Raw genomic sequence first — 13,643 nt, forward strand, 5'->3', positions numbered from 1 at the left:
GCCCCCCTAAAGCTCAGTATCGTTAATGGCCTGCATCACGATATCGGCATCAATGGTGGCCGCTTTATGGCTTTCGCCGATCAGCAGACTGGCGTTGCAAAACTTGTTGATCATCCGCGGGGTTCCGTCGGCTGCGTTAAGAATGGCCTGAAGGGCACTTTCTTCAAAAACAGGCTGATGGCAGCCGGCACCTTTTAGTTTATCGATCACATAGGTTCGACCTTCCTCACCGGTCAAGCTACCCAGATCATAATTCATGACAAGGCGCTGGCGGAGTGGTTCATGAATCCCCAGGCGCAGGGTTGAGTTAAGCGCAGGGAGACCGGCAAGCAGGATGGCCGCCCGATCTCTTGAATCCATCTCGAAGTTGAAAAGAATCTTCAGATCATTTAAGATGGCGCTGTTGATATGGTTGGCTTCATCAATGATGATGACCGGCGTTTTACGCTTTTCAAGGGCAAGACGGGAGATTTCCTCCTGAATAATCCGGAAATTATCGGGTTTCCGATAAGACGGCTGAGCCCCGAATTCGGTCGCCAGATGGCGATAGAAGTCATTGGGGGTCAGGGTGGAAAAACTGGAGTAGATGACCTTGAATAAGGAAGGATTGAGACCGGCGGCCCAGTTACGGATTGCCGTGGTCTTGCCCCGTCCGGGGCTACCGGTGAGCAGACCGAAGCCTTTGGTTTTAACCAGATAATCGAGACGAAAACAGGTTTCCCGGTATTCGCTGGTATCGATCAGGATCTCTTTTGAATTCTTCAGAAAGGGGTTGAATTCGAGCCCGTAGCGCGTGGTATAGTTCATGATGCATCACCCCGACATAAATGGATTTTTTCCCGTTTGACAAAGGCATTCTCGTGTTTGTTGAGCAGACGGATGGGCGTCAGGGTGCCATCCGCTTCAGCGATAAAGATTCTTTCCATGTCCGGGGAATAACGCAGACATACCCGCTGCCTGGCAAAACGGCAGTCCACTTCGTATTCCACCTGATCGATGGTGATGACACTATCGATGGAAACCCGCCGTTCAATCTCCAGAAGAAAATGCTTTTCGATTTCCTCATCAGAAAGACGACGCATGTGTTGGGGCTCCAAAAAGAAGCGGTCCTGGGGTGACAGGCCTTTAAGCGATGAATGCGGGGTCTGATTATAGCGCAGGACATAAGCCCGCAGGTGGTCACGCAGCCCCGAAAGCGAGGTGAAATCGCGGATATCCAGACTGGCCAGCCATTGATCTTTCATGGTGCGAAACCACCGTTCAATTTTGGCCTTCTGGATTGGCGTATAAGGTTGGTTATAGTGAAGGACCGAACCGGTACGGGCTGCCAACAGCTCCATCTGTTTGTTCTTGAAGGAGCTGCCGTTGTCAAAGTTGTAGATTTGTGGGCGACCATACCGGGCGACCGCTGATTTCATGACCGACATCAGGTTCACGAAATTATCATTGAAAAAAACATCAATCCCGACAATCAGGCGGCTGGCGTCATCAATCAGGGCGACAATGAAAACCCGATGCTTCTTTCCATCCGGCGTTTTAAGATAGGGACCGACACTGCTGTCCCCGCACCAGACTTCATTGATATGCGGGCGTTCATAGCGTCGCATGTCATGGTTGGTGGTGGTCTTCATCTCCAGCGCCAGTTGTTTGATAAAACGGTTGACCGTCGATTCAGACAGTTCACCAGCTGTAACGCTGCCGTTCTCGCGAAGCTGGCGGAAAATGGCCGCCGCCGACATCCGCGGATAGTTTACTTTCAGATACCGGATCTGGGCCTGAAGATCGTCATCCAGCTTGCGTGGCTGGCCGCTGTCCGACCGGGACGAAGGGAGCAGGCCATCAAAGCCCTTATGCAGATAATTGCGGTACCAGTACTTGATCGTTTGTGGTGCAAAGTGCCGGGTTGATCCGTCGGCCAGCAGCACCCCTTTAAGGGAAGCGTCACGAAAGAAAGCCTCGTTGGACGGATAAGCATCCGAAAGGCCTGAAATAAGGGGCGCGATGACAGCATAGCGCATCAGCGCGACTGCCTGAGCTTTATTCTGGTTCATGGTGGAATCCTCCTTCGTTTTTTCATCCATTATATGAAAAAATGTCGGAGGGATCGTGTCAGCTTATGTGGGTTTTGGAAAGAAAACATTCGGTGTCGGTTTAATCTGCATGAACTGCCGGCTGAAGCCTGAAAAACACTGGCTGATGAAGTGACTGGTCATCGAAAGTGTCAGCCCGATGGCAAGCCGCCGCTGGCGCCAGTGGCAACGATACTGGCGAATCACATGACGGATATTGCTTTCATCAATCGTGGGATGTCCGTTCATAATCGCAGCGAAGTCACCGGAAGATTCATAACAGGAAAGGATTCGGATCTGCTCGGAAAGACCAATCTGAGAATAAGGGACAATCGCTGACAGCAGCAGGGCATGGGTTCTTTTGCAGACGGCACATTTCACCCGACAGATCCGCAGTGGCACCAGGCAAACTCCAACCTTGATGTTGCGCCGGTAGTAGCCATGGACAGAAAGACCCCCTGAACAGCCACAGCTGCATGTAAGCTGGTGGAACTGAAGAGCGTTAAGCGTATGATCATATAAAATTTGCGAAATGGGATTGCAATTATCCGTAAAAATCGTTATCATATAAACTGTTATAGCGAGGCTACAACCTCTCTGTGATGTCATGAGTGGCAGAAAGTTGACTTTGTTAGGGTTGTTTCTGCCACTCAATCAATAGTAATATTTTCATGATAACACAAGAAGGTACCGGATCAAACAATCTGACGCATTATGCTGCAGAATATTTTATCCGATACCTTCTTTTATTTTGACTGATAATGATGAAATTTAAAGCGAATAATTTGCTGAATAACATTAAAGTTATTCTCACCTCGAACGACAACCTCTTCAGACGGCAGTCTGAACCAGTTATCAAAAGAAAGCTTTGATATCGATGTAACATATAGTTGAACCATTACCATTTCTATAAACACCAGCTTTCTGAACTTTTATACATTTCTATAGTCATCTTTTCCGTTTCTAGTTATCCATGCTTTGTTTTAATAAATTCAATATTTATTATCTTAATTCAAACTGACTAATACTCTGCTTAAGACGTTCAGCCTGACCAAATAACTCCTGGATTGCTGCAGCACTTTCCTCGGCTGTTGCCGAATTCTGCTGAATAACCTGAGCGACCTGATCAATACCCGTATTGAACTGTGAAATAGCCGTTGCCTGCTCATTAGTTGCATTAGCTATATTACTTACCAAAACAGTGACTTTCTCAATACCACCAACAATATCATTTAAAGCTACCGCAGTATCATCAGCAATTTTCGTTCCTTCTTGTGCTTTTGTAATGGAACCTTCAATTAAAACAGTCGTTTGTTTAGCTGCTTCAGAGCTTCTGGCAGCCAGTGTTCGAACTTCTTCAGCCACAACTGCAAAACCTCTCCCATGTTGTCCTGCTCGAGCTGCTTCAACTGCAGCATTTAAGGCTAAAATATTTGTTTGAAAAGCGATGTCATCAATAACTTTTATTATTTTAGAGATGCCCGCAGAGGACTGATTGATTGCGGTCATCGATTTCTGCATTTGAATCATCTGTCTATTTCCTTTTTCAGCATTATCCATCACCACTTTAGTCACCTCTTTAGCATTGTTTGCATTTAATGCAGTTTGTTTGGTTTGATCCGCAATTTCTGAAATGGATGCCGTGAGCTCCTCGATTGAACTTGCTTGTTCGGTGACCCCTTGTGCCTGGGATTGAGTGCTGTCTGATATCTGACTCAAATCTGAAGTGACTTGTTCTGCACCATCTCGAATATCCATTATTACCTTGTTCAAGGACTCAACAATCGTATTAAGTGCATGAGATATTGCCAGAAAATCTCCCTGATATTCATCTGCTCGATCAATATCAAGATTTCCGTCAGCTAAATGCTTGAGCCGCATTGAAATATCATTGACGATGGTGTTCAAATAACAGGATGTCGAATTCAAAGTATTTTTCAAGCGTTCAAACTCACCTTTGTACATACCGGTAACCCTGACGTTCAGATTCCCATGTGACATTTCATCTATTGTTCTTTTAATTTCTACGATCGGCATTTCGATTTCCCGGAGAATATTATTCATCCCGATAATCAAATCCTGCCATGCGCCATTGAATTTAGTCTCATCTGCCCTAGCTTCCAGTTTTCCTTCAATTGCCGATGATGTTATCATTGAAACTTCACTAATAAGACCGCCCATCGATTCTTTTACTCGCATCAGGCTTTGTTTGATCTTTAAAAATTGACCATTAATTTTTTCCGTATGTTTTTCTGATTCAACAATATTCAAATCAAAATCCAGGTTACCTTCCGCCAAACGTAGCAAGTTTCTTTCAAAACGATCAACCTCTACTCTGATGTACTCATTCACCTTTACAATGTCAGTAATATCGGTACATACTTCGACATAGCCGATTTGATTTCCAGATTTATCCAATAAATAAGATATTTGAAGTTTTACATACTGTCCCGCCAGCATAAAAGTGCTTTCGTTGATACCTTTCTCAACGGATTGGCGTATTCCACATTCATCAGTATTACAAACCGGATTATTGGCGTTGCAGCAATCCATCCCCACGTATTTCCCTCGCTCAGCGATGAAACCAGCCTCATGTAATGCTTCTTCAAGGCCTTTATTCATATATAACCATTTCATGTCATTATTCATCACATGAATCGGGAATGGAATTACATCAAAAACTGCTTCATAAAATTCTATTTTTTCTTTGAGCGCATCAATAATACGATTGATATTAATAATTATTTCTTTGAAATCTTGACTCAGTTGTTCTTCTGAACATTTTGCTGAATAATCCCCCTTTTCTATACTTTCCGATACTCGTTTGATTTCGTTGAGCAGCAACGCAAGTGAAAGACCGATTGATATGATTGGACTTTCCGGATCAAACTGGTTCAATTCATCACTTTCATTACATATAATTTGCCCTTCACTTAATGAACTCGCCTGATTAAGATAAAGGTCGATACGATCTTTTAGTCTCGTACAATTCTCAATAATTTGATCAAGCTTAGGCATATTACTGTCAGAGGCAAATGTCGTTGTATTTCTTAATAACATTTCCCTTGTCAGATCATCAATGATCTCTATTTTTTTACTTATTCGACGTGCTGTCAAGATAAAAACGAAAACGATTCCTGCCAACCCTAGCAAAGCACTGATGATCTGAAGGGATATATTTTCATAAAATAAGCTGCCTTTATCATTCGACAGAGTTAACATGATAACACTGAACATACTGAAGATTACAGTAATTGGCAAGCAGATTGTCACCATCATCGTTGAGAAAATTTTTATATTTTTTTTCACATTATCAACCATTCCTATCAAAAATTTTCGAAACTGATCCCGTCTATTGTATTTATCATGACCTGTCAATTTCATTTTCTGTTTTTAAAACTATTATGCTCTTTAATCGCGAAAAGACAACACAGCATTTAATAAATACTGTGTTGTCATAATGTTCAGTTGATCGATCATAATAGCCAGATGTAGTTAAAATAATCTCTCTTTTGAAATAATCAGAGTGTCTTTATTATTAAATTTATGCTTATATTTCTTTCTTATGCAATCAATTCTTTCGCTTTAACAGCAGCGCTACCAGCATCCGGTGCATAACCGTCAGCACCGATTTCATCAGCAAATGCCTGGGTAATTGGCGCCCCACCAACAAGAATTTTAAAGCCAGTTAAGCCGCTTTCTCGAACGCCATTGACTGTTTCTCGAAGTGATGGCATCGTTGTTGTTAATAAGGCGGATAATGCCAGAACTTTTACCTCAGGATGTTCTTTGATGGTTTCAATAAATTTAGTGATGGGTACATCAACACCCAGATCGATGACATCAAATCCAGCACTTTCGATCATGATGGTTACCAGATTCTTGCCAATATCGTGCAGGTCACCAGCAACTGTTCCCATAATACATAAACCATTTGAAACAGAGCCGGACGAGGCTAAAATTGGTTTTAGAACTTCGACACCCTTTGACATGGCTCGGGCCGACACCAGCATTTCAGGCACAAATATTTCGCCGCTCGAAAACTTGTTGCCCACTACATCCATGGCTTCAACCATCGCCTGAAGAATATCCGGTGCTGAACATCCTTCATTTAAAGCTTCCTGTACCAGTCCCGGTACCAGCTTTGCTTTTCCAGCTTCTACTTTTTCTTTTACTTCTATAATTTTTGACATTTTTTTCTCCTTGTAAATTATTCTAAATTCTTTTTTTTGACCGAAGAACGGTAGTCAACAGTCCATCTCTTGTTCGATTTATTTGTGTGATATATGCGAACAGAGGTCATTTATTTCACAAATTTTCCTTCTCGGAAAGCGCCAATGTATTCCATACAGAATTCATCTTCACCTGACATCGCTTCCGTTGCGAAAAGCATTCCCATCATATCCTTATTCAGCGGATCCAGGATGAAACTGTCCATTCCAGCATTCATGGCCAACACAGCAAAGGCCTGATTGGCAATCCGACGGGCCGGCAGATTGAAGGAAATGTTACTCACGGCACCGGTGACATGGATGGTTGGATAGCTTCTTTTAATTTCGCGAATGACTTCCGTGACCATATTAATGCCATCCTCGGAGGTGCACAACATTTCAATGAGTGGATCAATGTGCATTCTGGACGGATCGATATTATATTCCTTACATTTATTCATCAAATCTGCAAAAACTTCCAGGCGGTCTTTCGCAGTTTTGGGAATCCCCTTGTCACTATTTAACAGCGCAACGCATTCCCATTTTGTGTCTGCAATCACTTTAAAGGCTTCGTCAATTTTTTTGCCTTCCATTGATACTGAGTTAAATAAACCTGGTTTATTGCAAAACTTCATGGATTCCAAACAGGTATATATATTGGGACTGTCAACCGCAATAGGGACTTCCGTAGCCTCCTGAACAATGTCAATCAGCCATTTCATGGTTGCCAGTTCAATGTCATCATCAACGGATGCACAAACATCGATAAAGTCAGCTCCAGCTTCTGTTTGTTTGATGGCTAGATTCCGAATAAATTCAACGTCTTTTTCTGCAATGGCTTTTCCAGTTGAAGGAATGGCTCCATTAATTTTTTCTCCGATAATAATCATGTTGTTTTAATTTCCTCTCAATTTCACTTTCCATACAGTTCTGATAGACAACTATTTCTGCCTGTCAAAATACTCTTAGTAGATTCGACAATTCATCGCCCATTCTTCAAACAAACCCGCTAATCGATCATCTCCAACAAACAGTGAATTTCCGCGCTCATTCAACAATGTCGGTTGAAGAATGAATCCTTTTCGAGGACCATATTCATTGATGGCTCGACGGGTTTCCGCTCTAATTTCATCAGCAGATGATCCCAATTGACTGCATTTTCCAACTGTATCCCAGCCGCCTTCAATCACCATCCGTCCATTAAAACGTTCCTGAATACCGGTCAAATCGTTCATGATCTGAGCCGAACTCCAAACGCCAATGCCAATATCTACATAATCTTCTAGCAGATCTTCACATTTTCCGCAAGTGTGCTGGAAGAAAATCATCCCCAATTCTTTGCAGGCATCGACGATTCGTTTATGCGCTGGTTTGATCACGTCGCGATAGGTTTGTGGGGACATAAATGTTCCTCTTGCCGTGGCAAGGTCATCAAGATAGACATAAATATCAGGTTTGTAAGCTTTATGGATTTTTTTCATACAGGCGATTTTATAATCGGCCAGCGCCTCGAAGAACTCCATGCAGGCTTCCGGTTCAGAAACGAGTGAAATCAGACATTCTTCAAATCCCATGAAAGCACTGAGTCTTTCAAATAAACCATTGGGATGATAATAAGTCAGCATTTGCTGCTCTGAGTCAAAATCCTTTAACTCAGCCTCTGCAAATGGTTTTAAATCAATTGCATCAGTATCCGGAAACTTGATATATTCTTTCCACTCGGTGATGTCTTCTAATATAAATTTACTCGAATCAGGAATACACCCTTCTGAGGTAACGTGCCATAATACGCCAAAAGGATCAAGCCCATCTTTGTCAGTTGGTGATTCAATTGGTCCATTAGAAAGAAAGCCAACAATTTTCATGGCTTCGAATGTCAGCGGTACATATTCCGGGTTTCCCCAATTCAATACTTCAAGAAGATTTTGTTTCGGTGTTAACATAATAAACTCCTTCGCTTTCGTAATATTGGATTTGTATGATTGAACCAAAGAATGAAAAAATAATAGTTATACCTTTATTTTCGTAATTCATTGCTTTTTTCAATCTCTTTAACTATAATACGAGTATATCAAAACGATTACAAAAATGCTTTATTCATTTATACTGAAAAACAATTTAATCTTCATGATTCAATTTGTGATAAACACACAAATACAAGCCCGATAAATATTAACGGCGCTTAAAACTGTTTTAAAAAAGCCTGCAAATAAAAAGTCAATAGGAAATTGAAAGTTTTGTAAAAAGTTATATTCAAGATAATGAAGCACGACAAAAAGACCAGCAACTATCGTTGGTCTGAAGATAAGAATATTTGTGGTGAGTGTTATGAAAGAGATAGCAGGTATTCTTTTACTCGTCCATAGTAGATACGCAGAAACTTATTAGCGCCTGCGGTCATGTAAACATAGTAAGGCTTGCCTTGGGCACGTTTCTTATCGAGAAACTGATAAACAGCATCATCCTGTGGCTTGGTCTTGATAAGAGCATCCATGACCTGAAACAACGTTTTACGCAAAGACGAAGAACCTCTTTTTGAAGTATGGACACTTTTTTGTTCATAGGTTCCAGATTGGTTAACACCTGGATCAACGCCTGCAAAGGCAGTAAGAGCACCCTTATGTGTAAACCGTGTAACATCGCCGATTTCAGCAATTAACTGAGGGCCAAGAGATGATCCAACACCTTTCATTCCCATGACGATTGAGTATTCTGGAAGTTTGGATGCGGTTTCATTCATCAGAGTACGAAGTGATTCTACAGTTTTGGAAGTAATGTTTAATTGATCGACCGCTTGTTTGACAATGAGTTTGGTCAAATGATCTTTAGGAAGTACAGGAACAAGTTCCTTTGCTGCTCCATAGATTTCTTCAGCTTTTAATTGACTGAAGTTGTACTTATTTCGCTTACACCATTTCTGATAATGGACGGTGAAAGCATGAAGAGACATTTTAAGAACACAGTCTACATGCCAGTATGCAGTAGCGAAATCAACCCATTTCTGGCTGCCATCATCACGAGCAGGGCTGTTGAAGTAAGTATTAACACCCGGATAGGTTTGATCAAGTATCGCGATAAAGTTATTTTTCATAGCCGTTTTGTGCTTCATGTAAAAACCAAACTGACGGTTCATTGTTTTTAACTGATTACGTATTTCATCCATAAGACTATACTGTTTCAAATCATTCCAACTGTCAAGAGCATAACGCGCTATTTTTATGGCATCTGCTTTATCAGATTTAACTTTGCGTAGAGAAGTGTCACCGAAATCTTTAATAAGCTTAGGATTTATGGCACTCACAAAAAGATTTGCCTGAGAAAGCTCACGTGCCAGAGGTTCATAATAACGACCCGTGTGCTCCATAACGATGCGGGATTCGCCGTCAATGGATTGGATCTGAGCGATGAGAGAACTGATTTCATTGGAAGTGTGGCGAATCTCAAAAGGCAAAGAAACAATCTCACCATACGGGCGGATAATAGCGATCATGCTTTTGCCCTTAGAAACATCAATACCTACTGCGTTCATGTTCATAAATTTGTCACTCCTTAAAATTATTGCAATGGATAAATACCAGTTTGACTCATTGCCTATTCAATCTACTGTGGTGTGACACGAACGTACTGTGGGACAGCAGTTCAACCTGCATAAAACGAACGCTGCGAATGAGGAGCCGGTTATCAGTCTTTTTTACGGACGCGAAGTCCAAGAAAGGCAGACGATATACCTATTGCTCTTACATTCTAACAGCTTAAGCAACAAGATGGATAAGGTCCTAACTGGTTGTTAGGTACTATGACCATAAATATATTGTAGTAGAAAGGATCGAATTATTGATGAAACTTAGTATGTGGATATTGGCAGACTGGTTAACGAAATACAATCCGGAGATTCATATAAAAGAGGGAGCCTGTGTGCTGGAACGGGTTCGTTTTCTTACTGATGAACAACACCGGTACGAATCCTGTGTTTTCGTTGGTCATTCAAAAAATATGGCGGCCGCTTCATCTAGTCAGGTAAGCTGTTTCAGTGGTGACGATCTGATTCTGCTGGAAACGAGTGATGTTGAAGCGATCTTTAACGAAATTTCAGATGCCTTTGAATTTTATTGGAATTGGCATGATCATATCAGGCGTGCCATTCATGATGGGTGCACCGTCCAGGTTCTGCTTGATCAAAGCAGCCATATTTTAGATGATTTTACTTTTGTTACCGATTCCGGTTATTTACTCAAAGGGCATTGTTGCGAAACTCCCCAAAACAGAGAAATCGAATTAGTCGAAAAAATATTAGCAGAAAACATGATACCCATGGATAGAATTTTAGTGCTCAACAATGATGATCGCATCAAAAATGCTGCCAGTCGTGCTTATGTGGTGGATTATCCCACCCTACCAAAGCGGACCATCAGCCGTAATCTTTTTCTTGACCATGAACACATCGGTTGGTTGATCTTGGTCGAAATAAAACATTTAATCACACCTGGAAGAATCCAGTTTTTAGATATCCTTGGCGATATCATCGAAGGAGATTACGCCCGTTACGATCAGGAAGTTAATGAAATTTTCTCCTATCAGAAAATGTTTGTGGATATTCTTTTCGATGATACCGAAATGCCTGATTCCATCAATCATAAAATGATGGCTATTAATTGGCAACCTGATGATGACAAACTTATCTCTAAAATCATCGACTGCAATCAAAACAGAGATCTGAGCCTGGCTTTGCTGCGAAAGCTGGAAGCTGCCCTAACCGGGTGCATTCTCCTTCATCACGATGAAAGTATTATTCTTATCTCAAATTTGACGCTGATTAACCATGATGTTCTAATCAGACAGTTGCAGTTCCTATTGAAGCAAGCTGCCAGTCGATGTGGTTCAAGCTTTGTCTTTCAGGATATCAATCAATTAAAAGATGCTTACAGCCAAGCGGAAATTGCCATCACCTACGGTACAAATATTCCCGGTGACATTCAATCCTGTAACGATTGTGCCGTCGAATATAGTATCAATCTCTTACGCTCTACCAGTCATGCCGATTTACGACATCCGGGCATTCGAAAGTTGAACAACTATGATACTCTCCACAATTCAAACCTATCAAAAACACTTTGGCTATTTTTATTTAATGAAAGAAATTATACAGAGACCGCTAAACAGTTATTTATTCATAAAAATACCCTTGCCTACCGTATTTCCAGGATCGAGGAAATCACTGGTATCTCCCTTGATGATGCGGAAACCCGATTTCATCTGTTGATTTCATGCTATCTCGATTACTATTCCTGAATAGTTTGCAGATCAGCTGGGTAAATAATGTCAAAGAATGAACAAATAAAAATAGTGAGTACCGTTCACTGGCCCACAAAAAGTGGTCCTATGTCAAGATTTAGTACAAATTAAAATGAGAATTTTGATACCCCCATTTTAACCTGCTATTCGTAAATCTTCATTTTGCGTTTTAGTAAGGAGTTTTTCAAAGTTATCCGGCGACATATAATCATAATAACTATGGATACGGGTTGTATTATAAAAGGTTTCCATATACTCAAAGATCAGCCGGTAAGCATGGTTATAATCAAGGATTTTAAAACGATTGAGCCAGCCGCGTTTAATGATTGCATGAAAGGATTCAATGCAGGCATTATCCCTAGTAAATGCCTTTTTAGAATAACTACGCTGCATTTTTGCCGTTGCTTTCTGTTATTCTTTTGAAACGTAATCGATTAAAGAAAAGGGATTACTCCCTTCAGAACGAAGACAAACCCGATTACAAGCAAACAAAGCTGTAGTCGGGTTTGTCTTCGCTCTGAAACCACCACTTGAAGCGGTGGTCAGTGACTCTTCGGATATTCGGGTTTCGATACGATGTTCTCACGAATGGCAATATATTGATCCCACTGTGCGTTGAAAAGATAGCCCAAAGTAGTGTGAAATTCCGAAAGCATCTCGGCAAAAATCATTGGCCGCAAAGGCTTTTTCAGCGACGTCAATAAAAAGCAAGACTAAATCTAACTCTGGAATATACTGATTTGTGGCACCTTGATATTGATCACTCATAAACTAGCCATGTGGTCCTCTTCATTCTCTTCAAAAAAATCAGGATACTCTAATTCATACCATTTATTGACACTTATTACATATGCTTTAATTAATTCGACGACCTCTTGATACATTAATTCGTGAAGATTATCTTTTAATTCTTCAAATTCGATATGATATCTGGGAATCACATATCCGTTGTCCTCTGCAATTTCTCCTCCCGGATCATCAATAATATCAAAATCTGCTTGATATTCCATTTTACAAATAATACAAGACCGAAATTCTTCAACTAATAACATAAAAAGTGCCTCGACCACTGTATAACAGTGCTCCAAAACAAAAAAATCAACATACGCAATTGGACAGTGCTTCGATTTTTCGTTTTCAATTAAAAATCCTTGACATGAATTGATCGTCACTAGACATTTACACTGATTAATCGCATCAGCTAATTCTCTAATTCCTTCGTCTATTTGAGCAGTACTTAATGCTAGACTTTTATATTCTGCATCATAACATGCCACTGCATCATAGTTGAAATCTAAATAATTCATTTTTTTATTCATTCTTTATTCCTTCTTTTTTTGATTTTTAGATTCAACATACGTAAAAATTATTCTTATTTACTTTTTTAACAATAAATAAAAACGATACTGTTGTTAATATAATGCTACCAGATCAATTCGCCAAAAAGTTATTTTTATTTTAAGCACTTTATTTATTAATTTTTATTTAAGAATTTTCTCAAATTTCTTTTGTAAACTGAGAAATATACATGCTCCAGCATCGTCTAACTTTATACGCTTAAAATATTTATTATGCCACCTCATATAAATCCAGCAGGTACTAATACTTCACAGCTAGTCGCACTTTAATCATCGGCATTTCTTTATCTTCTTGAATTGATTTTGATATCGATGTCGTGATAGTTATCCCTATTTCCACATAGCGTCCCCGTCCTCACCATCAATAAATTCTGTGATTGACTTACTTAAAACAATCTTAATGGCTACCCAGATTATAAAAACCGGTGATACCGACGTTGTTGTAGGCGATGGTATGGAAAGCATCGACTCCAGTTGTAATCCTATGCCACCATCCGACAGTGTATTGATATTGATTGTTCCCAAGTATGTGCCTCCATCTGCCTGCCATCTGCATTATGCCGGACAAACCGGTGAAATCTTTACAGCGGCCATCATCAAAGAAATCTTCAAGAAACAATGGTGGTCTGACTCGACTGATCAACAAAGTTTGTACCCAGTGCCTGATTTTCGGTACCCAGTAGGCAAAACACCTGATTGATGATTATATGCTG

Annotated in this window: 12 protein-coding genes; 2 read left to right on the forward strand and 10 right to left on the reverse strand. The window is 40.6% G+C overall.

Annotation, left to right across the window (positions count from 1 at the left end; translation table 11 throughout):
• Positions 1-6: 6 nt before the first annotated feature.
• From GH808_RS02930 to GH808_RS02965, 8 genes are all read right to left on the reverse strand, one after another.
• Positions 7-807 carry an ExeA family protein gene (locus GH808_RS02930; protein ID WP_186841320.1) on the reverse strand — a complete coding sequence of 267 codons (801 nt, stop codon included), beginning with the start codon at positions 805-807 and terminating at the stop codon, positions 7-9.
• Complete coding sequence (locus GH808_RS02935; RefSeq protein ID WP_186841321.1) at positions 804-2,051, reverse strand: integrase core domain-containing protein; 1,248 nt, start codon at positions 2,049-2,051, stop codon at positions 804-806. Before GH808_RS02935 ends, GH808_RS02930 begins: the two co-directional genes overlap by 4 nt.
• Before the next feature lie 63 nt (positions 2,052-2,114).
• Complete coding sequence (locus GH808_RS15305) at positions 2,115-2,636, reverse strand: DUF6431 domain-containing protein (RefSeq protein WP_243166085.1); 522 nt, start codon at positions 2,634-2,636, stop codon at positions 2,115-2,117.
• A gap of 435 nt (positions 2,637-3,071) precedes the next feature.
• Positions 3,072-5,453: a methyl-accepting chemotaxis protein gene (locus GH808_RS02945; RefSeq protein ID WP_186841322.1), complete on the reverse strand. Its 2,382-nt coding sequence runs from the start codon at positions 5,451-5,453 to the stop codon at positions 3,072-3,074.
• 179 nt (positions 5,454-5,632) lie between these two features.
• A complete protein-coding gene (locus GH808_RS02950) occupies positions 5,633-6,262 on the reverse strand; it encodes a corrinoid protein (protein WP_186841323.1) in 630 nt (209 codons plus the stop codon).
• 110 nt (positions 6,263-6,372) lie between these two features.
• Positions 6,373-7,170 (reverse strand): methyltetrahydrofolate cobalamin methyltransferase, encoded by a 798-nt coding sequence (locus GH808_RS02955; RefSeq protein ID WP_186841324.1) that lies wholly within the window; start codon positions 7,168-7,170, stop codon positions 6,373-6,375.
• A gap of 75 nt (positions 7,171-7,245) precedes the next feature.
• Positions 7,246-8,223: a uroporphyrinogen decarboxylase family protein gene (locus tag GH808_RS02960; protein WP_186841325.1), complete on the reverse strand. Its 978-nt coding sequence runs from the start codon at positions 8,221-8,223 to the stop codon at positions 7,246-7,248.
• A 383-nt stretch (positions 8,224-8,606) separates the two neighbouring features.
• Entirely contained in the window at positions 8,607-9,809 is a 1,203-nt protein-coding gene (locus tag GH808_RS02965; RefSeq protein WP_186841452.1) for an IS110 family RNA-guided transposase, read from the reverse strand.
• 308 nt (positions 9,810-10,117) lie between these two features.
• Between GH808_RS02965 and GH808_RS02970 the strand changes: the two genes are divergently transcribed.
• Positions 10,118-11,569 carry a PucR family transcriptional regulator gene (locus GH808_RS02970; protein WP_186841326.1) on the forward strand — a complete coding sequence of 484 codons (1,452 nt, stop codon included), beginning with the start codon at positions 10,118-10,120 and terminating at the stop codon, positions 11,567-11,569.
• 138 nt (positions 11,570-11,707) lie between these two features.
• Here GH808_RS02970 and GH808_RS15750 read toward each other — a convergent pair whose 3' ends face one another.
• Positions 11,708-11,965, reverse strand: coding sequence for an integrase core domain-containing protein (locus GH808_RS15750; protein ID WP_186841327.1), 258 nt, complete (start codon positions 11,963-11,965; stop codon positions 11,708-11,710).
• A 371-nt stretch (positions 11,966-12,336) separates the two neighbouring features.
• Positions 12,337-12,891, reverse strand: coding sequence for a hypothetical protein (locus tag GH808_RS02980; RefSeq protein WP_186841328.1), 555 nt, complete (start codon positions 12,889-12,891; stop codon positions 12,337-12,339).
• A 493-nt stretch (positions 12,892-13,384) separates the two neighbouring features.
• Between GH808_RS02980 and GH808_RS02985 the strand changes: the two genes are divergently transcribed.
• Complete coding sequence (locus GH808_RS02985; RefSeq protein WP_186841329.1) at positions 13,385-13,630, forward strand: hypothetical protein; 246 nt, start codon at positions 13,385-13,387, stop codon at positions 13,628-13,630.
• The last annotated feature ends 13 nt before the right edge of the window (positions 13,631-13,643 follow it).

The organism is Acetobacterium fimetarium (assembly GCF_014284475.1).
Lineage (GTDB): Bacteria > Bacillota > Clostridia > Eubacteriales > Eubacteriaceae > Acetobacterium > Acetobacterium fimetarium.

Excerpts from the sequence above, each read along its gene's own strand:
- GH808_RS02930 (WP_186841320.1), bottom strand. The coding sequence starts at position 807 with ATGAACTATACCACGCGCTACGGGCTCGAATTCAACCCCTTTCTGAAG.
- GH808_RS02935 (WP_186841321.1), bottom strand. The coding sequence starts at position 2,051 with ATGAACCAGAATAAAGCTCAGGCAGTCGCGCTGATGCGCTATGCTGTC.
- GH808_RS15305 (WP_243166085.1), bottom strand. The coding sequence starts at position 2,636 with ATGATAACGATTTTTACGGATAATTGCAATCCCATTTCGCAAATTTTA.
- GH808_RS02945 (WP_186841322.1), bottom strand. The coding sequence starts at position 5,453 with ATGAAATTGACAGGTCATGATAAATACAATAGACGGGATCAGTTTCGA.
- GH808_RS02950 (WP_186841323.1), bottom strand. The coding sequence starts at position 6,262 with ATGTCAAAAATTATAGAAGTAAAAGAAAAAGTAGAAGCTGGAAAAGCA.
- GH808_RS02955 (WP_186841324.1), bottom strand. The coding sequence starts at position 7,170 with ATGATTATTATCGGAGAAAAAATTAATGGAGCCATTCCTTCAACTGGA.
- GH808_RS02960 (WP_186841325.1), bottom strand. The coding sequence starts at position 8,223 with ATGTTAACACCGAAACAAAATCTTCTTGAAGTATTGAATTGGGGAAAC.
- GH808_RS02965 (WP_186841452.1), bottom strand. The coding sequence starts at position 9,809 with ATGAACGCAGTAGGTATTGATGTTTCTAAGGGCAAAAGCATGATCGCT.
- GH808_RS02970 (WP_186841326.1), top strand. The coding sequence starts at position 10,118 with ATGAAACTTAGTATGTGGATATTGGCAGACTGGTTAACGAAATACAAT.
- GH808_RS15750 (WP_186841327.1), bottom strand. The coding sequence starts at position 11,965 with ATGCAGCGTAGTTATTCTAAAAAGGCATTTACTAGGGATAATGCCTGC.
- GH808_RS02980 (WP_186841328.1), bottom strand. The coding sequence starts at position 12,891 with ATGAATAAAAAAATGAATTATTTAGATTTCAACTATGATGCAGTGGCA.
- GH808_RS02985 (WP_186841329.1), top strand. The coding sequence starts at position 13,385 with ATGGAAAGCATCGACTCCAGTTGTAATCCTATGCCACCATCCGACAGT.